Annotated in this window: 20 protein-coding genes; 17 read left to right on the top strand and 3 right to left on the bottom strand. The window is 64.0% G+C overall.

Going from position 1 to position 21,551, the window contains the following annotated elements; genetic code table 11:
- Positions 1-67 precede the first annotated feature (67 nt).
- Positions 68-433, bottom strand: a complete 366-nt coding sequence (locus SALB1_RS18110; RefSeq protein WP_109995125.1) for an STAS/SEC14 domain-containing protein — start codon at positions 431-433, stop codon at positions 68-70.
- Between the two features lie 130 nt (positions 434-563).
- On the opposite strand from SALB1_RS18110, the gene SALB1_RS18105 reads away from it, so the two are divergent.
- On the top strand, positions 564-1,022 hold the full coding sequence (locus tag SALB1_RS18105; protein ID WP_199678861.1) for a GNAT family N-acetyltransferase: 459 nt from the start codon (positions 564-566) through the stop codon (positions 1,020-1,022).
- A gap of 35 nt (positions 1,023-1,057) precedes the next feature.
- Here the strand turns inward: SALB1_RS18105 and SALB1_RS18100 are convergent, their stop codons facing one another.
- Positions 1,058-1,840, bottom strand: coding sequence for a hypothetical protein (locus tag SALB1_RS18100; RefSeq protein ID WP_109995124.1), 783 nt, complete (start codon positions 1,838-1,840; stop codon positions 1,058-1,060).
- Between the two features lie 115 nt (positions 1,841-1,955).
- On the opposite strand from SALB1_RS18100, the gene SALB1_RS18095 reads away from it, so the two are divergent.
- From SALB1_RS18095 to SALB1_RS18080, 4 genes are all read left to right on the top strand, one after another.
- Positions 1,956-2,885, top strand: coding sequence for an ABC transporter ATP-binding protein (locus SALB1_RS18095; RefSeq protein ID WP_109995123.1), 930 nt, complete (start codon positions 1,956-1,958; stop codon positions 2,883-2,885).
- Positions 2,882-3,643: an ABC transporter permease gene (locus SALB1_RS18090; RefSeq protein WP_109995122.1), complete on the top strand. Its 762-nt coding sequence runs from the start codon at positions 2,882-2,884 to the stop codon at positions 3,641-3,643. The genes SALB1_RS18095 and SALB1_RS18090 overlap by 4 nt, the downstream gene beginning before the upstream one ends.
- Before the next feature lie 249 nt (positions 3,644-3,892).
- Positions 3,893-4,684 carry a 5-deoxy-glucuronate isomerase gene (gene iolB, locus SALB1_RS18085; protein ID WP_109995121.1) on the top strand — a complete coding sequence of 264 codons (792 nt, stop codon included), beginning with the start codon at positions 3,893-3,895 and terminating at the stop codon, positions 4,682-4,684.
- 44 nt (positions 4,685-4,728) lie between these two features.
- Positions 4,729-4,914, top strand: a complete 186-nt coding sequence (locus tag SALB1_RS18080; RefSeq protein WP_109995120.1) for a hypothetical protein — start codon at positions 4,729-4,731, stop codon at positions 4,912-4,914.
- Between the two features lie 456 nt (positions 4,915-5,370).
- On the opposite strand, the gene SALB1_RS18075 is transcribed toward SALB1_RS18080, so the two are convergent.
- Positions 5,371-6,336 carry a sugar phosphate isomerase/epimerase gene (locus SALB1_RS18075; protein ID WP_109995119.1) on the bottom strand — a complete coding sequence of 322 codons (966 nt, stop codon included), beginning with the start codon at positions 6,334-6,336 and terminating at the stop codon, positions 5,371-5,373.
- Between the two features lie 380 nt (positions 6,337-6,716).
- Between SALB1_RS18075 and SALB1_RS18070 the strand changes: the two genes are divergently transcribed.
- From SALB1_RS18070 to SALB1_RS19655, 12 genes are all read left to right on the top strand, one after another.
- Positions 6,717-7,721 (top strand): Gfo/Idh/MocA family protein, encoded by a 1,005-nt coding sequence (locus SALB1_RS18070; RefSeq protein ID WP_109995118.1) that lies wholly within the window; start codon positions 6,717-6,719, stop codon positions 7,719-7,721.
- Complete coding sequence (gene iolG / locus SALB1_RS18065; RefSeq protein WP_199678860.1) at positions 7,721-8,731, top strand: inositol 2-dehydrogenase; 1,011 nt, start codon at positions 7,721-7,723, stop codon at positions 8,729-8,731. Before SALB1_RS18070 ends, iolG begins: the two co-directional genes overlap by 1 nt.
- A 28-nt stretch (positions 8,732-8,759) precedes the next feature.
- Complete coding sequence (locus tag SALB1_RS18060) at positions 8,760-9,779, top strand: Gfo/Idh/MocA family protein (RefSeq protein ID WP_109995116.1); 1,020 nt, start codon at positions 8,760-8,762, stop codon at positions 9,777-9,779.
- 310 nt (positions 9,780-10,089) lie between these two features.
- Positions 10,090-12,036 (top strand): 5-dehydro-2-deoxygluconokinase, encoded by a 1,947-nt coding sequence (gene iolC, locus SALB1_RS18055; protein ID WP_109995115.1) that lies wholly within the window; start codon positions 10,090-10,092, stop codon positions 12,034-12,036.
- On the top strand, positions 12,033-13,889 hold the full coding sequence (gene iolD, locus SALB1_RS18050; RefSeq protein ID WP_109995114.1) for a 3D-(3,5/4)-trihydroxycyclohexane-1,2-dione acylhydrolase (decyclizing): 1,857 nt from the start codon (positions 12,033-12,035) through the stop codon (positions 13,887-13,889). The genes iolC and iolD overlap by 4 nt, the downstream gene beginning before the upstream one ends.
- A 25-nt stretch (positions 13,890-13,914) precedes the next feature.
- Complete coding sequence (gene iolE / locus SALB1_RS18045) at positions 13,915-14,820, top strand: myo-inosose-2 dehydratase (RefSeq protein ID WP_109995526.1); 906 nt, start codon at positions 13,915-13,917, stop codon at positions 14,818-14,820.
- A gap of 38 nt (positions 14,821-14,858) precedes the next feature.
- Positions 14,859-16,358 (top strand): CoA-acylating methylmalonate-semialdehyde dehydrogenase, encoded by a 1,500-nt coding sequence (locus SALB1_RS18040; RefSeq protein WP_109995113.1) that lies wholly within the window; start codon positions 14,859-14,861, stop codon positions 16,356-16,358.
- A 49-nt stretch (positions 16,359-16,407) separates the two neighbouring features.
- Positions 16,408-17,379 (top strand): myo-inosose-2 dehydratase, encoded by a 972-nt coding sequence (gene iolE, locus SALB1_RS18035; protein WP_109995112.1) that lies wholly within the window; start codon positions 16,408-16,410, stop codon positions 17,377-17,379.
- 178 nt (positions 17,380-17,557) lie between these two features.
- Entirely contained in the window at positions 17,558-18,721 is a 1,164-nt protein-coding gene (locus tag SALB1_RS18030; protein ID WP_109995111.1) for a Gfo/Idh/MocA family protein, read from the top strand.
- A 229-nt stretch (positions 18,722-18,950) separates the two neighbouring features.
- Entirely contained in the window at positions 18,951-20,123 is a 1,173-nt protein-coding gene (locus SALB1_RS18025; protein WP_199678859.1) for a Gfo/Idh/MocA family protein, read from the top strand.
- 46 nt (positions 20,124-20,169) lie between these two features.
- Complete coding sequence (locus tag SALB1_RS18020) at positions 20,170-21,297, top strand: Gfo/Idh/MocA family protein (RefSeq protein ID WP_109995110.1); 1,128 nt, start codon at positions 20,170-20,172, stop codon at positions 21,295-21,297.
- An 86-nt stretch (positions 21,298-21,383) separates the two neighbouring features.
- The gene (locus SALB1_RS19655; protein WP_255414452.1) at positions 21,384-21,515 is read left to right on the top strand and encodes a hypothetical protein; all 132 of its coding nucleotides are present in this window, start codon (positions 21,384-21,386) and stop codon (positions 21,513-21,515) included.
- The last annotated feature ends 36 nt before the right edge of the window (positions 21,516-21,551 follow it).

The raw sequence follows: 21,551 nt of genomic DNA, 5'->3' as shown, positions 1-21,551 counted from the left end.
TGTCGGCCTGCGGTCTAAGCCGACCTACGCGACGTCTCACGCGGCAGCGCCATTCCGGGCGGTCGCGTCAGTCGATGGCCCACTGCCGCGCGGTTTCGCGCTCGTCGAAACGATAGGTCTTGCATTCGATCTTCGGCACCAGCTTGTCGATGACGGTGGTGGCGGTGCGCACGCCTTCGATATCGGTCACCACGGCCAGCTTGTCGAAGCGATCCCAGTGCTTGATTGCATCCTTCAACTCGCTGAACACGCTCGAGGCTGCCATGCCGCCCAGCGAGTGGATCTCGATATACAGCCGCAGACGGTCGTGCTGTTCGAGGCGTTTTTCTATGGTGGCGACAACGTTGGAAAAATCCTGCGCGCCGATTTTGCCGTCGACTTCCAGCGGTACGACATGTTCGGCATCGGATTTGAACGGGGCGATTCGAAGCATGAGGACTCTCAGCTCGATGAATGAAGCCCGACGCTAGGATACGCAGGCGGCGACGCCCATCCGTGATAAGGCGGAGTCTGTACACAGGGCAGGCATAATGCGCGTTGGCGGCCCCTTCATGGTTCATGGCATGAGCGAATCCCGTTTCAGCGGCCAGTGGCTGCGCGATATGCCGGCCACCGCGTGGCACGAGATCGTCGTGCTGCGTGAGGCGGTGTTCGTGGTCGAACAGGCGTGCGCCTATCAGGAAACGGACGCGCATGATCTCGTGGCCCGGCACTTCAGCCTGCGGATCGATAACGCGCTGGCCGGCTATCTGCGCATCGTGCCCGGTGCGATCCCGGCCATCGGCCGGGTGCTGATCGCGCCGGCGTTTCGCGGCCGGGGCCTGGGCTATCGGCTGATGAACGAGGGGCTGCTCGAAACCTATTGGCTGTGCGGCGATGTCGCCGTAAGCGTGAGCGCGCAAGCGCATCTGCGTGATTTCTATCAGCGGCTCGGATTCGTGGTTATCTCGGACGTATATCTCGAAGACGGCATACCGCACTGTGCCATGCAGCGCCAGCCGGGCGTCGCCGCGCGCGCCTGAGCGGCGCGCGGGCCATCCGCCAGCGGTGTGCATGGTTAGTCGGCCATGTGCGGGCCACGCGCGGCGCCAAGACGCAGCAGGGCATCGGCGTAGTGATCGAATTGCTGTGCGAGATACGCGAACACCGGCTGCAGTTCCAGTTCGCGTGCCAGGCGATGATCGGCGGCCTGGCGATACGCGCGGCGGCCCATGCCCTGGTAATAATCGAGGCCGAGCGCGCTGCGGCCATACTTCAGGCGGTGCTCTATCCAGCGCCGGCCGAGCCCGGCCAGATATAGCGCATAGTTGCCGAGATGGGCGTGGACGAGGAACTGGCGTTCGTGCTCGCTCTCGGCGGCCTCGGCCAGCAGATCGACCAGATACTCGAACGATTCCGCCTCGCCGGGCTGGATGCGATACAGCCGGTCCGTGCGCACGAACAGGCTCAGCAGATTCGCGAGATACCGGAGCACGCGTCTTTGCAGATAGGTCCGCGGCGTGGGCAGGAGGCGGCGCAGCATGACGTGGAAATACAGATGCGGCGAGATATCGAGCCAGCCGCCGGTATCGCCGGCCACGCGGGCCACTACGCCGTCACGCTCGAGCAGAGCTTCCAGCGCAGGAGGAATGCCCTCGGTGATCAGCCCGCCATCGGCTGGTGCGTGCCCTTCGGCCTCAAGCAGAAACGCGATGTCGCGTGCCTGCAGCCAGGTGGCGTCGGCGCGCGCGAAATCCGGGACGCGCGGCACCGGCGGGCGGCGGCGTGGCGCCGATACCGCTTCGGCGTGGCCGGACTCGCGTCGGCGCTGGCTGTCGAACGGAATGATCCTGTCGCTCATCGGGCGTTTCTCGATCGGTGTCCCGATTCGAAGATAGCGCGATTCCGCGGCGTCGTGGCAGTGGCATACTGGGCGGATTGGACGAACCGCCGCGGCTGCGGCGAAGGATGCAGTATTGGCCCAGCCCGTGATCGATATCCGGGGTCTGAGCAAGACCTACGACTCCGGCTTCAAGGCATTGGACAACGTCGACCTGAGTATCGAGCGGGGTGAGATCTTCGCGCTGCTCGGGCCGAACGGCGCCGGCAAGACCACCCTGATCAATATTCTGTGCGGCATCGTCAATCCCACCGGCGGCAGCGCCAGCGTCAGCGGCTTCGACGTGATCCGGGAGTTCCGCGCCGCGCGCCAGAAGATCGGGCTCGTGCCGCAGGAGTTGACCGTGGAGCCGTTTTCTAAGGTCCGGGCGACGGTGGCGTTCTCGCGCGGGCTGTTCGGCAAGCCGAAGAGCGACGCCCACATCGAGCGCGTGCTCAAGGATCTGTCGCTCTGGGACAAGCGTAGTAACGCCACGCGCGAGCTGTCCGGCGGCATGAAACGGCGCGTGATGATCGCCAAGGCCTTGGCGCACGAGCCGGAGATACTGTTTCTGGACGAGCCGACCGCCGGCGTGGATGTCGAGCTCCGGCGCAGCATGTGGAACGTGGTGCGCGGCCTGCGCGAACAGGGCGTGACCATCGTGCTGACGACCCATTACCTGGAAGAGGCGGAACAGATGGCCGACCGGATCGGCGTAATCCAGGACGGCCGGATCCGGCTCGTGGACGAAACCGCCGCACTGATGGATCAGCTCGGCGAGAAAAGACTGTCGATCACGCTCGCCGATCCGCTCGATCGCGTCCCGTCGACCCTGGACGGCTATGAACTGCGGTTGTCGGATGACGGCCGGCAACTGGTTTATGTCTACAACGCCGCGACCGGCACCACCGGCGTCAAACAACTGTTTCGCGATCTGGACGCCGCGGATGTCGCCTTCATGGATGTCGACACGCAGCAGAGTTCGCTGGAAGAGATCTTCGTCAATCTCGTGGGGAGCGATCAATGAACTGGCGCGCGATCCAGACACTCTATGTTTCCGAGATGGCCCGAACCGGCCGCACGCTGTTTCAGAGCGTGATCTCACCAATCATCTCGACCTGTCTTTATTTCGTTGTGTTCGGCTCGGCGATCGGCTCGCGCATCAGCGAGGTACAGGGCGTGTCCTACGGCGCGTTCATTGTGCCCGGCCTGATCATGCTGTCGCTGATGACCCAGGGCATCTCCAATGCCTCGTTCGCGATCTATTTCCCGAAGTTCATCGGTACGGTCTACGAGTTGCTCTCGGCGCCGGTGTCGTTCGTGGAGATCGTGACCAGCTACGTCGGCGCGGCCGCCACCAAGTCGGCGATGCTCGGGTTGATCATCCTGGCCACATCCACGCTGTTCGTGAACATCCACATCGCGCATCCGGTCTGGATGGTGGTGTTTCTCGTGCTCACCGCCATCACCTTCGCCCTGTTCGGCTTCATTATCGGCATCTGGGCGGATAATTTCGAAAAGCTGACGGTCATCCCGCTGCTGATCGTTACACCATTGACGTTCCTGGGCGGCACGTTCTATTCGCTGGATATGCTGCCGCCGTTCTGGCAGAAGGTGACGTTGATCAACCCGGTGGTCTATCTGGTGTCGGGTTTTCGCTGGAGTTTCTACAACACCGCCGACGTGAGCGTGAGCCTGAGCGTGCTCATGATCGGCCTGTTCCTGACGGTGTGCATCGGCATCGTGGCCTGGATCTTCAAGACCGGTTATCGGCTCAAATCGTGACCGGCTGTCGTGGCCTGGCGTGGCGGCTGTCGCAGGCGTTTGTCGCGCGGCTCCTCGAACATGGCCGTGATCGCCGTGTGGGCGACGTTGGCTCTGGACGGCGCCCGGCGCCCCGGACAGGCCCGGGTGAACGGCGAACGGATCTCGCAACCGACGAAAGTATGAAACAGATTATTTGATTAAAATCAAAATAAAAAATATGTTCTATACCGATTCTTCCTGAACCGTTTGTTCAAACCCGAGGTCGTTATGGATCTGTTGCTCAATCCCTCCGTCGACGCGGGCGAGACGCTGGACACGGCCAATGCGCCCGAGCCGCTTGAATACGTCCGCTTTCGTCACCGCAAAATGGCCGAAGGTGAATCGTTCGCGGATAACAGCGGCGAGCACGAACTGTGTCTCGTACTGCTGTCGGGCAAGGCGACCGTGCGCTGCGGCGATCAGACCTTTGAAGCGATCGGCGAGCGCATGAGCGTTTTCGAGCAGGTCGCGCCGTATGCCGTTTATCTGCCCAACGACATGGATTACAGCGTGGTAGCGCTTACGGACGTGGAGCTCGGCATCTGCGGCGCGCCGGGGCAGGGCAATCACCCGCCACGGCTGATCGAGCCCGGCCATGTCAAACAGTCGACGCGCGGTGAGGGCGCCAACGTGCGCCATGTTCACGACATCCTGCCCGAGACCGAGCCCGCGGACAGCCTGTTGGTGGTCGAGGTCTATACGCCGGCCGGCAATTGGTCGAGCTATCCGCCGCACAAGCACGACGAAGACAATCTTCCGCACGAATCCTTCCTGGAGGAAAGTTATTACCACCGCTTGAACCCATCGCAGGGATTCGGGCTGCAGCGGATCTATACCGACGATCGTTTAATAGACGAGACGATGGCATTCAGCGACGGTAGTTGTGTACTGGTCCCACGCGGGTACCACCCGGTCGGCGCGCCGTACGGCTTTGACCTTTATTACCTGAATGTCATGGCCGGCCCGAAGCGCGAATGGAAATTCACGACCGATCCGGACTTTGCGTGGCTGGTCAAGTAGTGGGCGTACGAAACCGATACGCCTGACGAAGAGCAGGAGCGGACATGAGCGACATGAGTATCGATAACGTCTTTGCCAAAGACCGCGATGCCGAGCTTGATCGTCAGTGGACGAGCGAACATCCGGTCTGGGCGCGTGTTGGCGCTTTCATGGAACGGGTGGCTGAATTCTGTGGTACCCACGCGGCCGGCTACATCGTGCCCGCGACTGACGATCGACGCCTGAACTGAATCGCGCCTTACGGCCGATAGGCCGTACTGTCGCCGCGAACCACCGCCGTACCGGACCCAAAGCGGGCCCCGACGGGTTGCTTCGACGGCGTTCAAACCGGCTGGCTTCGCCAGCCGGTTTTTTTTTGGGGGGCAGCGGCTTCGAGAGCGTAACAAACCCTTGCCCACCTGAAAAATTAAAAAAACAATGACTTAGCAGCAGGTTGGATTGGCGCGCAGCGCGTAATCCGACGTCGGGCCTATCGGCGGTGCGCTATGTTGTAAGCCCTGAATCCGGCCTTGCCGGAGAAAGGAACGGTTTTGTAGAGGTCTTGTTACCCGTTGCGTTCTGTATGGCGAAGGAAACTCGTGGCGCCGGTTTGTCGCTGCCCGTTCAAGCCGAAAATCACGCGGCCGGCGAACCGAAAAAGCCCCGGCTTGCGACCCGGGGCTTCAGGATTTGCCGAGCGCGCTGAATCAGCCGGGTAGCCGATAATCCGGTTGTTCATAGGGCATCACGCGTCGCAACAGGTCGACCGAACGCCGCACGCCCTCGTTGCAGGACAGATTCTGATCCTCATGCTCGATCGAGAGCACGCCGTCCGAGTAGCCACGGGCCTGGAGTTGCCAGCAGAATTCGCGCCACCAGTCCTCGGGCTGGCCGTAGCCGAGCGTGACATAGGACCAGCTGCGGTCCAGTACCCGATCCATCGATCGATTATCCAGCCGTGTGGCCTCGGCCAGGTTGCGGCGGTCGATGTAGGTGTCCTTGGCGTGCACGTGGTAGATGCAATCCGAGTAGCGGCGGATCATTGCGATCGGGTCGCCGCCCATCCAGATGAAGTGGCTCGGATCGAAGTTCAGGCCCACGGTCGGCCCGACCGCCTCGCGCAGCTGCATGAAGGTCGGCATGTTGTGCACAAGTTGGGCGCCGTGCGCTTCGATGCAGAGCTGGTTCACGCCGCGCCCTTCCGCGTAATCGGCCAGCTTGCGCCAATAGGGGATGGCCACGTCCTCCCACTGATAGCGCAGGGCATCGTGGGTCTCCGGCGGCCAGGCGGTCGTCACCCAGTTCGGCATGGTATCGCCTGGCGCGCCGGCGGGCAGACCGGACATCAGTACGATGCGTGGCACTTCGAATATTTCGGCCAGGCGGATCGCGTTATGTACCACCTGTGATTGGCGCTCGCCGTCGATGGGATGAAGCGGGTTGCCGTTGGCGTTGAACGCCGAGATCTCGAGGCCGCGATCGCGAATCTTTGCCGCCAGTTCACGTTGTTGTCGAGCATCGCCCAGCAGGGCGTCCACGTCGCCGATATGCGCCGCCGCGCCCCAGTTGCCGACGCAGAGTTCGATCGCGTCGACACCGAGCTCGGCGCAGTAGTCGAGCATTGCGTCCGTCTCCATGTTCGCGACGCTGTCGGTAACCATTCCTATCTTCATCACGTATCTCCTCGGTGATCTGTTTGGCCAATGCCTTTTGGCGCAAATTAGAATGAAAATTCCATGGCTGCAAGGGGATTGAACGCCAGTCGGCTGATCCTGGCGTTGCGCGCCGGCCAACTTTTCTCATCTGGAACGGTGCGCATCGCGCTCGGGAAACATGTCCGAAGATTTGGCCGACCCAAGGTATCGACGACCGAAAATAGTGAATTCACGGCGCCCGTAAAGGGCGAAGCCGGTGCTGATGAGCGGTGCGAGCGCCGTGGCTCGACTAAAGTATAAAACAATAGGTTTGTAAAAAATAAAAATAGAAAATAAATTCTATACAAGCCTGGCCTGATCCGTTCTGATCGGGCGTCATCGTTTCCGAGGAGTCAGCCATGAGCCGAGCTTCGATCAACTGGGGCGTGCTCGGGGCGGCCGAAATTGCCCGCGAGCACACGATCCCGGCGATCCTGGCGGCCGAGAACAGCCGCGCGTATGCGCTCGCCAGCCGCAGCGGTGTGCCGGGTGAACTGGTCGAGCACTTCGGCTTCGAGACCGGATACGGCGATTACGACGAACTGCTGGCGGATCCGGCGGTAGACGCGGTGTATTTGCCGCTGCCCAACGATCGCCACACCGAATGGGCAATCAAGGCGGCGCGCGCCGGCAAGCATGTGCTGTGCGAGAAGCCCGCCGCGCTGAACGCGACCCAGACCGCCGAGGCGATCGCGGCCTGTGAGGCGGCCGGCGTGGTGTATATGGAAGCCATGATGTACCCGTTCCATGCCCAGCACGCGCGTGTGCGGGAATTGATTGCGGACGGCGCGATCGGTGAGGTTCGCGGCGTGCACGTCAATTTCACATTCAATCTGGAAAAGAGCCTATCGGACTTTCGCCACGGCACGTTCGAGACCGGCGGTGGCAGCCTCTACGATCTCGGCTGCTACTGCATCCACGCGATCCGCAGCCTGCTCGGCGAGCCGGACCGGGTCGCGACGATCGCGCGTTTTGCCGGGCCCCGGAACGCGGAGATGTCCGCGGCGGCCGTGCTCGGTTACGACAACGGCGCCAAGGCCGGCTTCGACTGCGGCATGGATGCCGTGGCCCGGCATGCCTACGAGGTTTATGGCACGGCCGGCACGATTCGCGTGAACAAGGCCTTCGTGCCGCAGGTCGACGGCGACGGCCCGGTCGAGATTGTGGATGCCGAGGGCCATACAAGCATCGAACGGGTGACGTCGTTTCAATACCCCAACGGCATTGCCCACTTCGCCGATTGTGTGCTGCACACACGTGTCCCCGATTACGCACCCGAAAACGTGCTCGCCAATATGCGGGTGCTGGACGCCTGCATCGAATCGGCGACCACGTCCCGCCTTGTTGAACTGGAGAAACATTAATGCCCGACCGGATCATGAACCTGGCCATCATCGGCGCCGGGCGAATCGCCCAGGTGCACGCCGCCGCGGCCGACCGCGATCCCCGGATCGCACTCGTCTACGTGTCGGATATCCGGGCCGAGGCCGCGGATGCGCTCGCCCAAGCCTACGGTGCACAAAGCGTGGATGTGGACGCGATCTTCGACGACGCGCAGATCGACGCCGTGCTCATCGCCTCGTCGACCGCGACCCACGCCGAATTTCTCGAGCGAGCCGCCAGGGCGGGCAAGGCCGTACTCTGCGAAAAACCCATCGCGCTGGATATCGAGCGCACGAAAGCCGCAGTCGACGTCGTCAACGCGAATCCGGTGGCCTGTGCGCTCGGATTCAATCGACGCCACGATCCGCAGTTCGCCGCACTCAAGCAAGCGATGGACGCTGGCCGGATCGGCCGGCTGGAGACGCTGACCATCATCAGCCGCGATCCGGCGCCGCCGCCCATCGATTACATCAAGGGTTCCGGCGGGCTGTTCTTCGACATGATGATTCACGATTTCGACGTGGCGCGCTGGTTGCTCGACGAGTCCATTGTTTCGGTGTTCGCCAGCGGCAGCGTAATGGTCGATCCGGCGATCGGCGAGGCCGGCGATATCGACACCGCCATGGTGGTGCTGAGCACCGAGTCGGGCCGGTTGTGTCATATCCAGAATTCGCGCCGCACGGCCTACGGCTACGACCAGCGCATCGAGGCCTTTGGCAGCGACGGCATGCTGCAGGCGGTCAACGAAACCGAAACCCGACTGCGCTACACCGGCAAGGCTGGCCAGCTCGATGAGCCGCCGAAGCACTTCTTCCTTGAACGCTACGGCATCGCCTACGGCCGCGAACTGGGCGATCTGTACGACGCCTGGAGCGCCGGCAGCGCGCCCAAGGCGACTCACGAAGACGGCTATCAGTCGTTGCGTCTGGCGGCGGCCGCGACCCAGTCGCTCGCCGAGGGGCGCACCGTGGTAATGAGCGAGATCGGCTAGCGCGCCACGGAACTTCAGGAGACGCCTCATGGCAAACAATCTGCGCATCGCCGTCATCGGCACCGGCCGTATGGGCACCGACCATATCAAGCGCCTCACCCATCGCATCGCCGGCGCGGATGTCACCGGCGTGGTCGATATCGACGCCGAGCGCGCAAACACGGCGGCGGCCCTGGCTGGCGACCACGCGAAAATCTGGGACGATCCGCACGCTGCGCTTGCCAGCGGCGAGTACGACGCCTTCGTGCTCACCACGCCCGGCATGCTGCACTACGACGTGCTTATGGACGCGCTCGGCAAGCGATTGCCGGTATTCTGCGAGAAGCCGTTGACGGCCGATGCCACCACCGCGCGCGCGATCGTGGAGACCGAGGCCGGGCTGGGCCATCGTCTGATCCAGGTCGGTTTCATGCGCCGCTACGATAGCGGGTACCAGCGCCTGCGTGCGTTCTTTGAAGACGGCTCGCTCGGTACGCCGCTCATGCTGCATTGCCGGCATCGCAATCCCGACCCGCCGCCGAATTTCACCGACGCATTGATGATCTACGACTCGGTGGTCCATGAAATCGACGGTGTGCGTTATTTCACCGGCGAAGAGATCACCGAGATCTCGGTACGCAAGGGCCGGGCGACTTCCAGCGCAAACGGCCGTCTATCGGATCCGCAGCAAATACTCATGCGTACCGAGTCGGGCGTTCTGGTCGATGTCGAGATCTTCGTCAACGCGTTGTTCGGCTACCAGGTGCACACCGAGGCCGTATTCGAGCGCGGCATCGTCGATATCGGTAACGACGAGGGTGCGTACGTCCGCTCGGCGGGCCGCTGGGGCGGGGAAGTAACGCCCGGTTTCGAACAGCGCTTCGCGGCGGCCTTCGATACCGAGTTCCAGGGCTGGGTGAATCGTCTGCGCGCCGGCGAGGCCCCGGACGGTCCGAGTGCCTGGGATGGCTATGCCGCGGCGGTCTGCTGCGAGGCGGGTGTAAAGGCGCAGGAGGGCGGCGAGACGATCCCGATCGAACTGGGCCCCAAGCCGATGTTGTATGGCTGATTGCGCGCCCGGCAGCCTGGCCATGAGCGCCCGCGAATTTCCAGCGTGCCGGGTTATCCCGTCCACGTGGACATGCGCCGAACGCGAAAGGCGTCATCGACCTTTGCTGCGTTGTTTTTGTTTGCGTTTATCAGCGTTCATTTGCGGACGCTTTTTGGGCGATAGGCCCGATGATCGCTTGGCAGCAGGTTAAAGCGCCGACTTTAGTCGCAAAACCATTGAAAACGGGATTCCATCTCGGCAGAATTTAGAATAAATAGTCCACTCAGGAACGCTCTGAAATACTCGTTCCCGGATTTCGGAGAAGCCGATGAACCACAAGCCACTCGACGTCATCTGCCTCGGTCGGGCCGCGGTCGATCTCTATGCCCAGCAGATTGGGGCTCGGTTGGAGGATGTCTCCAGCTTTGCCAAGTATCTCGGCGGCAGCTCGGGCAACTGTGCCTATGGCAGTGCGCGGCTCGGGCTGAAGTCGGCCATGCTGACCCGGGTGGGTAACGAACAGTTCGGCAACTTCGTGGTCGAGGAATTCCAGCGTGCCGGGGTCGATACCTCGCACATGCCGGTGGACAAGAATCGCTTTACCGCGCTGGCCATTCTCGCGATCAAGGATCGCGATACTTTCCCGCTGCTGTTCTACCGCAAGGATTGCGCGGACATGGCGATTGCCGCCGAGGATGTCGATGCCGAGTGGATCGCTAGCAGCCGCGCCCTGGCGATCACGGGTACCCATCTGTCGACCGAGACCACCCAGGGCGCCTGCCGCGCCGCGCTCGATGCGGCGGAGAAACATGGGCTCAAGCGCATTCTGGATATCGACTATCGCCCGGTACTCTGGGGGCTGGCCGAGCTCGGCGACGGTGAAACCCGCTATGTCGACGATGCCGAAACCACGGCCCATCTGCAGCGCTGGATCGGCGATTTCGATCTCATCGTGGGTACAGAGGAGGAATTCCATATCGCCGGCGGCACCACCGATACCATCGCCGCCCTGCAAAAGGTGCGCGAGCTCACCGACGCCGTCCTGGTCTGCAAGCTCGGCGCGTTGGGCTGCACGATCTTCGAAGGCCCGGTGGGCGATTCGGTGCACGACGGTGTGCTGGTCGAAGGTGTGAAGGTCGAGGTGCTCAACGTGCTGGGCGCGGGCGATGCGTTCATCTCCGGTTTCCTGCGGGGCTATCTGCGCGGCGAGTCGTGGGAGACGTGCGCGACCTATGCCAATGCCTGCGGCGCGCTCGTGGTGTCCCGCCACGGCTGTGCGCCGGCGATGCCGACCGAAGCCGAGCTGTTTGATTATCTGGCCCCCCGGGGCGACGTCCCGCGCCCGGATCGCGACGAGCGCCTCAACGATCTGCACGCCAAGACCACGCGCCACCCGGCCGAATGGGGGCCGATCTATGGCCTGGCCTTCGATCATCGCCTGCAGCTGTTCGACATGGTCGGTGAGCTGGGCGTGGACGCGGCCCGTCTGTCGCCGCTCAAGGAGCTGCTGGTGGCCGCGGCCGAACAAGGCCTTGCAAAAGCGGGTGTTTCCGGCACGCCGGCGGTGCTCTGCGACGACGTCATCGGTCAGGACGCGCTCAACGCCATGACCGGCCGCGACTGGTGGATTGGCCGACCGGTGGAAGAACCCGGCTCGCGTCCGCTGCGGTTCCAGCACGGCGACGATATCGGCAGCCAGCTCATCAGCTGGCCGGCCGAGCACATCATCAAGTGTCTCGTGTTCTATCACCCGGACGACGAAATCGGGCTGCGCCTGGAGCAGGAAGACAAGCTCCGCCAGCTCGACGAAGCCCGCCGCGTCACCGGCCACGAACTGCTGGTCGAAGTGATTCCGCCCAAGGATATGGCCGCCGACGACGCCACTGTCGCGCGCAGCCTGCAGCGGTTCTATCACCTGGGCATCCGGCCCGACTGGTGGAAGCTGCCGCCGATGAGTGCGGCTGCCTGGCGGGCCGTGCGCGGTGTGATCGAGCGCCACGACGATCATTGTCGTGGCGTGGTTCTCCTGGGTCTCGACGCGCCCATGGAAGACGTCAAGGCCGGCTTCCGCGAGGCCAGCGCGTCCGAAATCTGTCGCGGGTTCACGATCGGGCGAACGCTGTTTGCCGGGCCGGCACGCGAGTGGCTGGCCGGCGAGCTCGACGACGAGGGATTCGTCGCCGCCGTGTCGGACAACTATGCCGAGCTGATCACCACCTGGCGCGATGCCGCCGGCGAAACGGACAACCCACGTTCCGCAGGAGCTTTCGCATGAGCCGACCGAACACCATTCGCCTGACCATGGCGCAGGCGCTCGTCCGGTATCTCGCGGCGCAGCGCATCGAGATCGACGGCTGGCACGAGCGCCTGTTCGAAGGCTGCTTCGCCATCTTCGGCCACGGCAATGTGGCCGGCATGGGCGAGGCGCTCTATGCCGAGCGCGAGACATTCCCGACCTGGCGCGCCCATAACGAGCAGGGCATGACGCATGCCGCCGTTGCCTTCGCCAAACAGCATCGGCGCCGGCGCATGATGGCCTGCACCACCTCCATCGGTCCGGGCGCGCTCAATATGGTCACCGCCGCCGGCCTGGCGCACGCCAACCGGCTGCCGGTGCTGTTGCTGCCGGGCGATACGTTTGCCACCCGCAGGCCAGATCCGGTGCTGCAACAGGTCGAGCACTACGGCGCGCCGTCGACCACGGTCAATGATGCGTTTGTGCCGGTCTCGCGCTATTTCGACCGCATCACGCGGCCGGAGCAATTGCTGACCAGCCTGCCGGCAGCGATCGATACGCTGCTCGATCCGATCGATTGCGGCCCGGCCACGCTGGCGCTGCCGCAGGACGTTCAGGCCGAGGCCTACGATTTCCCGGCCGCATTCTTCGACGAGCGCGTGCATCGGATTCGCCGCCCGGGACTCGATGAGGCCGAGCTCGCCGCTGCCGTCGAAACCCTCAAGAGCGCCGCACGGCCGCTGCTCATTGCCGGCGGGGGCGTGCTGTATTCCGCGGATGCCTGCGACCGGCTCGCCGCTTTCGCCGAGCGCCACGGTATCCCGGTGGCCGAAACCCAGGCCGGCAAGGGCAGCCTGCGCGCCGATCACCCGAACAACGTCGGCGCGATCGGCGTGACCGGTTCGACCGCCGCCAACGCGCTGGCCGAACAAGCCGACGTCATCGTCGCGCTCGGCACGCGACTGCAGGATTTCACCACCGGCTCGCGCGCTCTTTACATGGATCACGGCCCCGCGCTGCTCGGTATCAATGTGGCCCGATTCGATGCGGCCAAGCACGGCGGCCAGTCGCTGGTGGGCGACGCCGCCGTCGCGCTCGCGGCACTCGAAGCGGGACTTGCCGATTGGCAATCGGATGCCGCCTGGCGGCGGAAGCTGGCCGACGAGCGTCGCGACTGGCTCGCCGTCGTCGAACGCGTGACCGCGGACGACGGCGGGGTGCTGCCGGCCGACAGCCAGGTGCTGGGGGCGGTCAACCGCGCGGCCGGCGAGAACGGCACGGTCGTCTGTGCCGCCGGCGGGTTGCCGGGCGAGCTGCACAAGCTTTACCAGACCACCGGGCCGGGCAGCTATCACGTCGAATACGGCTTTTCCTGCATGGGCTATGAAATCGCAGGCGGCATGGGCGTGAAGATGGCGGCACCCGAGCGCGACGTCTGCGTAATGGTCGGCGACGGCAGCTATCTGATGCTCAATTCGGAGCTGGCGACATCGGTGATGCTCGGCCACAAGCTGATCGTCGTGCTGCTTGATAATCGCGGTTACGGCTGTATCCATCGGTTGCAGGGCGCGACCGTGGGCGTGGAATTCAACAATCTGTTCGAGGGCTGCCACACCGCGCCCGATGGCGCGCCGGAGATCGATTTCGCCGCCCATGCCAGAGCACTCGGCTGCGAGGCGGAATGGGTCGATGGCATCGGCGGGCTCGAAGCTGCGCTGGAGCGCGCCCGGGCCGCCGACAAGACGTACCTGATCGCACTCAAGACCGATGCGGACAAGGCGACCGCCGAGGGCGGCACCTGGTGGGACGTGCCGGTGGCCGAGGTATCCAGCCGCGAGGCCGTGCTCGAGCGCCGCGCGGGCTACGACAACAACAAGCAGCGTCAGCGCTGAGCCGTCGCGCAAAGGAGATGCAATGATGACCGTTCGACTGGGTGTGAACCCGCTGCTCTGGACCAACGACGACCTGCCGCTGCTCGGCGACGAAACGCCGCTCACCCAGTGTCTGGCCGAGGCCAAACGGGCCGGCTACGAGGGTGTGGAGATGGGCCGCAAGTTCCCGACCACGTTCGACGAACTCGGCCCGCTGCTCGCCCACGAAGACCTGGCGCTGGCCTCGGGCTGGTATTCGTCGAACCTGCTGGCCCGCGACGTCAACGACGAAATCGAGGCCATGCAGGGGCATCTTGCCCTGATGAAGGCCGCCGGCGTGAGCGCGATGGTGTTCTGCGAGACCGCGCGCTGTGTGCATCTCGATCGCTCGATGCCGGTTTCGCGTCGGCCGCGACTGACCGAATCCGACTGGCAGCGGCTGGCGCCGCGGCTCGATGCGATCGCCGATTATCTGGCCGGCGAGGGCATTCGCATGGCCTATCACCACCACATGGGCACCGCGATTCAGTCCACCGATGACGTTGCCCGGCTCATGGACGAAACGGGCGACAACGTCGGGCTGCTGTTCGATGCCGGCCACTGTGCGTTCGCCGACGGCGACCCGCTCGACTGGCTCGATCGCTGGGGCGAGCGCGTCGTGCATGCGCACTGCAAGGACGTACGCCAGGCCGTGGTCGAGCGCTCGCATAATCGCAACGCCAGTTTCCTGAATGCCGTGGTCGATGGCGTATTCGCCATCCCCGGCGACGGTAGCCTCGATTTCGACGCAATCCTGACGCGGCTGGCGGCCACCGGTTACGACGGCTGGCTGATCACCGAAGCCGAAACCGACCCGTCGGTATCGCCCTCCTGGCCGCTGGCCGAGCGCAGCTATCGTTATCTACGCGATACGGCGCGCCGCGCTGGCTTCGCGCTGGCCGCGGCGGCCTGATTTCCATCGCACCGGACACGATTCAAAGGACCTACGATATGCGCGAGATTCTGCACTTCATCAACGGCGAGCCCACGGCCGGCGCCAACGCCGAGCGTGGGGCCGTATTCAACCCGACCACCGGCGAGCAACAAGCCGAGGTTGTACTCGGCACCCCCGCCGATGTCGACGCCGCCGTGGCAGCGGCCAAGGCCGCGCTGCCGGGATGGTCGGCGACCACGCCGTTGCGCCGGGCCCGCATCCTGTTCAAGTACAAGGCGCTGCTCGACGAACACCGCGACGACATGGCGCGCCTGATTGCCTCCGAGCACGGCAAGGTGTTCTCGGATGCCCAGGGCGAGGTCACCCGCGGCATCGAAGTGGTCGAATTCGCTTGTGGCATGCCGCATCTGCAGAAAGGCGAGCACTCGATGAACGTCGGCACCGGCGTCGACAGCTATTCCCTGTATCAGCCGGTCGGCGTCTGTGCGGGCATCACGCCGTTCAACTTCCCGGCGATGGTGCCCATGTGGATGTATCCGATCGCGCTGGCGGCCGGCAACACCTTCGTGCTCAAGCCCGCCGACAAGGACCCTTCGGCCGCCAACCTGATGGCCCGCCTGCTCAAGGACGCCGGGTTGCCGGACGGCGTGTTCAACGTCGTGCACGGCCGGGCCGAGGCGGTGAACCATCTGATTACCCACGCCGATGTATCGGCGGTGAGCTTCGTCGGCTCCACGCCGATCGCCAAGCATATCTACGAAACCGCCTCGGCCGCCGAGAAGCGCGTTCAGGCGCTCGGCGGGGCCAAGAACCATCTAGTCGTGATGCCGGATGCCGATATCGACGGCGCCGCCGATGCGCTGATGGGCGCGGCCTATGGCAGTGCCGGCGAGCGCTGCATGGCGATTTCGGTGGCCGTGCCGGTCGGCAAGGAAACCGCCGAGAAACTGCGCGCGGCCCTGGTCGAGCGGCTGGAGAATCTGCAGGTTGGCCCGTCGCTGGTCGACGGCAAGGACAACGACATGGGCCCGCTGGTCTCGGCCGAGCATCGCGACAAGGTCGCGAACTATGTCGGCATCGGCGCCGAGGAGGCCGAACTGGTGGTCGACGGCCGCGAGAAGGATTTCTCCACCCATCCGGACGGCTATTTCATCGGCGGCTCGCTGATCGATCACACCAAGCCCGGCATGCGCGTCTACGACGAAGAGATTTTCGGGCCCGTGCTGTGCATCAGCCGGACCGGATCGCTCGACGAGGCGATCGATCTGATCAACGCCAACCCGTTTGCCAACGGCACCTCGATCTTCACCGAGTCCGGTCACGCCGGGCGTAATTTCGCCGAGCGCATCGAGGTCGGCATGGTCGGCATCAACGTGCCGATTCCGGTACCGATGGCCTTCCATTCCTTCGGCGGCTGGAAGCGGAGCCTGTTCGGCCCGTTGCATGTCCACGGCGCCGACGGCGTGCGCTTCTACACCCGGCTGAAGACCGTGACCGCGCGCTGGCCGAAAGACAACGTCTCGCAGGGCAACGCCTTCACGATGCCGACGCATTAGCTTACCCGCCGGGCGCTGAGCGCCCGGCGTCTGCTTCGAGGAGAACAACATGAGCACGACGGCATCCGACGTGCGCAGCAGTCCTGCGCGCGAATGGCAGGCATCCCAGATCGCGACCCGCGACCTGCTGGCGCCGTATGGGCTGCGACTCGGCATCAACCCGCTGGGCTGGACCAACGATGTGATCACCGAGTTCGGCGACGATACGTCAGCCGAGACCTTCATCGCCGAGGCCGCGGCCTGCGGCTATGAAGGCGTCGAGATGGGCCGCAAGTTTCCGACCGAACCGGCGGCGGTCGGCCGCCTTCTGGCCGAGGGTGGGGTGGATCTCGTATCCGGCTGGTATTCCGGTCGACTGGGTGAAATCAGTGTGGCCGAAGAACTCAAAAACGTCGCCCGTCACGCGCGCGTGCTCGCCGAGAACGGCGCGCGCGTCCTGGTCTACGGCGAAACTGGTCTGATGCCGGGCGACGACCCGCTCAACGAGCCGTTATCGGCGACGCCCGTGGTACCCGATCGCGAGTGGCCTGGTTACGGCCAACGGTTGACCGAGTTCGCCGAGGCGCTGGAAGACGATTACGGTATCCGGCTCGCCTACCACGCCCATCTGATGATGGTCGCCGAGAGCGAGGCTGAAATCGACCGGCTGATGGCCGAGACCGGCGACTCGGTGGGGTTACTGTTCGACACCGGACACATCGTGGCCGGCGGCGGCGATCTGGGTCGCGTACTGGCTAACCATGGCCATCGCATCAACCACATCCATCTAAAGGACATCCGCCGGGATGTCTTCGCCGGCATCCGCGAGCGCGACGAGTCGTTCAACACCGGGGTGCGCGCCGGCATGTTCACGGTGCCCGGCGATGGCACCATCGACTACGCGCCGGTGATCGATTTCGCCAAAAGCGAAGCCTACAACGGCTGGCTGGTGGTCGAGGCCGAGCAGGACCCGGCCCAGGCGCCGTCGGTCGAATACGCCGACAAAGCGATGCGCACGGTGCGCTCGTTCTTTGGCGGCTAGTTCATGAAGAAATTGTCCGCAGATCGACGCAGATTAACGCAGATAAGAAAGAATGCTTCGAATAGCCCGGTGTTTCGAGGACGCGCAGTGCGACCCGATGAAAAACAACCATCTGTTTTTAGATCTGCGTGCATCTGTGTCGATCTGCGGATAAAAGAATTCTGAGGAGATCACGGAAATGGCAGAACAACTGAATATCGGCATCATTGGCACCGGCTTCATGGGCCGCGCCCACGCCGAGGCGTTCTGGCGCTGTGCCGCGCTTTACACCGATCTGGCAATGCGTCCGCATCTGTATGCGGTGGCCGACATCAGCCGCGAGCTGGCCGAGGCGGCGAAGACGCGTTTCAACTTCGACAAGGCCTATGACGACTGGCGGGCGATGATCGCCGACCCGAATGTGCATGTGGTGGATATCACCTCGCCGAACCAGTTCCATCACGAAATGGCGCTGGCGGCGATCGCGGCCGGCAAGCATGTCTACTGCGAAAAGCCGATGGCGATGTCCACGGCCGAGGCCAACGAGATGCGCGATGCGGCTGAAAAAGCCGGCGTAAAGACCATGGTCTCGTTCAACAACATCAAGACACCCGCGGCGATGCTCGCCAAGCAGATCATTGATCGCGGCGAGATCGGCCGGCTGACCCGTTTCCGCGGCACCTTCGACCAGGGTTTCTTCAACGATCCGGAATTGCCGTGGTCCTGGCGCTGCTCGCGTGCGGCCGCTGGCACCGGTTCGCTCGGTGATCTCGGCGCGCATGTGATCGGCGTGGCCCAGTATCTGCTCGGCGATTTCGACCGCGTCTGCGGCCAGTCCCAGATTATTTTCGATAAGCGCCCGGTGGCCGATGCCGGTGCCGGCTATTCGACCAAGGCCGGCGCCGATGCCGAATGGCGGGAAGTCGAAAACGACGACCAGACCCAGTGCCTGGTGAAGTTCAAGTGCGGTGCCGCCGGGGTGGTCGAGTCCTCACGCATCGCGGCCGGCAAGATCATGGGCGTGGAATGGGAGATCTCCGGCACCGAAGGTACGATCATCATGAACGGCGAGCGGTTCAACGAGCTGCAGGTCTTCCGCATGGGCGACGACAAGCGCGACCGCGGCTTCAAGACCCTGCTCGCCGGCTCCCAGGTGCCCCAGTATGCCGGCTTCTTCCCCTTCGATTTCGGCGGCGGTTCGCTGGGTTTTTACGACGCCAAGGTGATCGACATCTGCGATCTGGTCACCGGCGTCGCCAGCCCGGACGACTGCTATCCGAACTTCGACTTCGGCGCCCGCAACCAGCGGATTCTCGAAGCCATCGGCGAGTCCTGCCAGTCGGAATCCTGGGTGACCGTTTGAGCGTGAATTTATCCGCAGATGAACGCTGATTGACGCAGATGGATCGGTAACGGGTTTCGAACCGGCGATTGAGCGCGGGACTCGATCATGGCGCCCCAGCGCGGTGGAGGTTCGCGACGCGGGATCGTGCGGTGCGTGGCCGCATTCGCCCATGCCTGTTTTAAATCTGCGTTTATCTGCATCGATCTGCGGACAAATAAAAAGAACGAAACTTCTCAGAGGAGTAACCATGAAAGTATTCGAACAGCCGATCCGCATCGGCATGGTCGGCGGCGGCCCGGGCGCGGGTATTGCGACCGCTCACCGTGCCGGCCTGCGCATGGATGGTCGCTACGATCTGGTCGCCGGCGTGTTTTCGCGCGATCTGGACAAATCGCGCCAGGCAGCGCGTGAACTCGGCGTCGACGAATCGCGAGTCTATGCCAGCTATGACGCAATGGCCGTCGCCGAAGCCGCCCGCGAGGATGGCATCGAGGCAGTGGCCGTCGTGACGCCCAATGCCAGTCACCATCCCGTGTCGAAGGTGTTTCTCGAACACGGCATTCATGTCATTTGCGACAAGCCGCTGACCGACGACTTCGACAAGGCGCTGGAACTGCACCGGCTGGCCGAGTCGCGGGGGTTGGTGTTCACGCTCACCCACAACTACGCCAGCCATGCCATGGTGCGCGAAGCCGCCCGGCGCGTGCGCCGCGGCGATCTCGGCACGCTGCGGATGGTTCAGGGCGAGTTCGCGTCGGGCTGGGCAGCCGGCGAGGTCGAGCGAGAGGTCGACAACAAGCAGGCCGCCTGGCGTACCGATCCCGGCCAGGCCGGTGAGGCCAGCGTTGTCTACGATCTGGGCACGCATATCCATCATCTCGTCCGGTATGTGTCGGGCCTCGAGCTCGAATCGCTGGCCGCCGATCTGTCGACCGTGGTGCCGAATCGCCGGGTCTACGACAACGCCAACGTCATGCTGCGTTTCGCGGGCGGCGCACGCGGCGCACTGTGGATCACCATGGCCGCTACCGGCGCCGAGCACGGGCTGCGCCTGCGCGTGGTCGGTTCCAGGGCCTCGCTCGAATGGCGTCACGAAGACCCGCACCATCTGCAGCTGTTGTATCCCGATGGCCGGCGTGAAGTGCTTGCCCAGGGTGGGGCGACGCTTTCGGCGGATGCCGATGAACTGACGCGAATCGGCCTCGGTCATCCGGAAGGCTTCCTCGAATCCTTCGCCAACATCTATTCCGAGGCCGCCGAGGCGATCGCGGCGACGCGCACAGGCAGCCGCCCGGCGCGCGATGAATTGGCCTATCCGAGCACGGCCGACGGTGTGCTGGGGCTGCAGTTCGTGGACGCGGTGCGCTCGTCGGCGGCCGCGGATGGCCGCTGGACGGCCGTCGGCCGGGTGGAACTATAAAGCCGGCGACGCGCTGTGCCGCTCGGCGATAAGAGGGGAAAACGCGATGTCGCGTGAACTTTACTTCGGCGTGATCGGCGCCGGTTTCATGGGCAAGGCGCATGCGTTGGCCCTGCATTCGGTGGCTGCCGTGTTTGGGCTCGAAACACGCCCGGTGGTCGACATGATCGCAACCAGTTCGGACGATTCGGCGGCGCGCGCCGCGAAACGCCTGGGCTTTGCCCGGCATACCGGTGACTGGCGCGAACTGGTGCGCGATCCGGCGATCGACGTAGTCACGGTTTGTGCGCCGCTGCCGCATCGCGAGATGGTTCTGGAAGCGATCGCCCATGGCAAGCACGTGCTCTGCGAAAAGCCGCTGGCCACGAATACCGGGGAAGCTGCGGCCATGCAGGTCGCCGCCGAGCAGGCGGGCGTGGTGTGCATGGTGGGGTTCAATTATCCCAAGACCCCGGCCTCGCAGTTCGCCCGCCAGTTGATCGACGAAGGCGCGCTCGGTGAGATCGTGTCCTTTCGCTGTGCGCACGTCGAGGATTTCCTGGCCGATCCGGATTTGCCGATGGATTGGCGCATGCGGCGAGCCGAAGCCGGCGAGGCAGGCGCGCTGGGCGATCTGGGCTCACATTGCATCGGAATGGCGCATTGGCTGCTCGGGCCGATTCGCGAGGTCATGGCCGAGACGCGCATCGTGCATGCTCATCGCCCGGCCCCGGACTCCGGCGAGCGCGTCGCGGTGGAAAACGACGATCAGGCCGAGCTGCTGGTGCGGTTCAAAAGCGATGTCTCCGGCTCGCTCTATGTCTCACGCGTCGGCACGGGTCACAAGATGGGGCTGTCCTACGAGGTCACCGGCACCGAAGGCACCATCGTGTTCGATCAGGAACGGCTGAGCGAGATCCAGTTCTATTCGCGCCGCGACGACGCCCGCACCCAGGGTTTCCGGCGCATCCCGATGGGGCCGAGCCATCCCGACTACGGCGATTTCTGCCCGGCGCCGGGCCACGGGACCGGCTATAACGACACGGTGACGGTGGAGGTACGCGACCTGATCGCGGCCATCACGGGCGAACAGCCCAAGCTTTGGCCGACCTTCGCCGACGCCGTGTACGTGCATCGCGTGGTCGATGCGGCGCTGGCTTCGGTTCGGGACGGCCGGTGGACCGTGGTCGGTTGATTACGAAGACGCCGCTGGATTGACCCGCGAACAAAGCGGCCGTGGGGCATACGGTTCGGTTTCCACGATACCCGGGTGATGTCGATGTGTACGACCTCGTCACCGTCATCGCCGACGGCAACGATTGCTATTCGAACTTCGCCTTTGGCGCCCACCACCAGCGGATTCTCGAAGCCATTGATGAGCGTTGCCGAGCCGGGCGTTGGATCACGGTTTAATCCGACCTGCGGCATCGGTCTGTGTTTGAACGAAGT

Origin of the sequence: Salinisphaera sp. LB1 (assembly GCF_003177035.1) — a bacterium.
Classification (GTDB): domain Bacteria; phylum Pseudomonadota; class Gammaproteobacteria; order Nevskiales; family Salinisphaeraceae; genus Salinisphaera.
This window is presented reverse-complemented; position numbering and strand designations above follow the sequence as displayed.

What these genes read in the sequence shown, in the direction of transcription:
- SALB1_RS18110 (WP_109995125.1), bottom strand. Translation starts at nt 433, where the DNA reads ATGCTTCGAATCGCCCCGTTCAAATCCGATGCCGAACATGTCGTACCG.
- SALB1_RS18105 (WP_199678861.1), top strand. Translation starts at nt 564, where the DNA reads ATGAGCGAATCCCGTTTCAGCGGCCAGTGGCTGCGCGATATGCCGGCC.
- SALB1_RS18100 (WP_109995124.1), bottom strand. Translation starts at nt 1,840, where the DNA reads ATGAGCGACAGGATCATTCCGTTCGACAGCCAGCGCCGACGCGAGTCC.
- SALB1_RS18090 (WP_109995122.1), top strand. Translation starts at nt 2,882, where the DNA reads ATGAACTGGCGCGCGATCCAGACACTCTATGTTTCCGAGATGGCCCGA.
- iolB (WP_109995121.1), top strand. Translation starts at nt 3,893, where the DNA reads ATGGATCTGTTGCTCAATCCCTCCGTCGACGCGGGCGAGACGCTGGAC.
- SALB1_RS18080 (WP_109995120.1), top strand. Translation starts at nt 4,729, where the DNA reads ATGAGCGACATGAGTATCGATAACGTCTTTGCCAAAGACCGCGATGCC.
- SALB1_RS18075 (WP_109995119.1), bottom strand. Translation starts at nt 6,336, where the DNA reads ATGAAGATAGGAATGGTTACCGACAGCGTCGCGAACATGGAGACGGAC.
- SALB1_RS18070 (WP_109995118.1), top strand. Translation starts at nt 6,717, where the DNA reads ATGAGCCGAGCTTCGATCAACTGGGGCGTGCTCGGGGCGGCCGAAATT.
- iolG (WP_199678860.1), top strand. Translation starts at nt 7,721, where the DNA reads ATGCCCGACCGGATCATGAACCTGGCCATCATCGGCGCCGGGCGAATC.
- SALB1_RS18060 (WP_109995116.1), top strand. Translation starts at nt 8,760, where the DNA reads ATGGCAAACAATCTGCGCATCGCCGTCATCGGCACCGGCCGTATGGGC.
- iolC (WP_109995115.1), top strand. Translation starts at nt 10,090, where the DNA reads ATGAACCACAAGCCACTCGACGTCATCTGCCTCGGTCGGGCCGCGGTC.
- iolD (WP_109995114.1), top strand. Translation starts at nt 12,033, where the DNA reads ATGAGCCGACCGAACACCATTCGCCTGACCATGGCGCAGGCGCTCGTC.
- iolE (WP_109995526.1), top strand. Translation starts at nt 13,915, where the DNA reads ATGACCGTTCGACTGGGTGTGAACCCGCTGCTCTGGACCAACGACGAC.
- SALB1_RS18040 (WP_109995113.1), top strand. Translation starts at nt 14,859, where the DNA reads ATGCGCGAGATTCTGCACTTCATCAACGGCGAGCCCACGGCCGGCGCC.
- iolE (WP_109995112.1), top strand. Translation starts at nt 16,408, where the DNA reads ATGAGCACGACGGCATCCGACGTGCGCAGCAGTCCTGCGCGCGAATGG.
- SALB1_RS18030 (WP_109995111.1), top strand. Translation starts at nt 17,558, where the DNA reads ATGGCAGAACAACTGAATATCGGCATCATTGGCACCGGCTTCATGGGC.
- SALB1_RS18025 (WP_199678859.1), top strand. Translation starts at nt 18,951, where the DNA reads ATGAAAGTATTCGAACAGCCGATCCGCATCGGCATGGTCGGCGGCGGC.
- SALB1_RS18020 (WP_109995110.1), top strand. Translation starts at nt 20,170, where the DNA reads ATGTCGCGTGAACTTTACTTCGGCGTGATCGGCGCCGGTTTCATGGGC.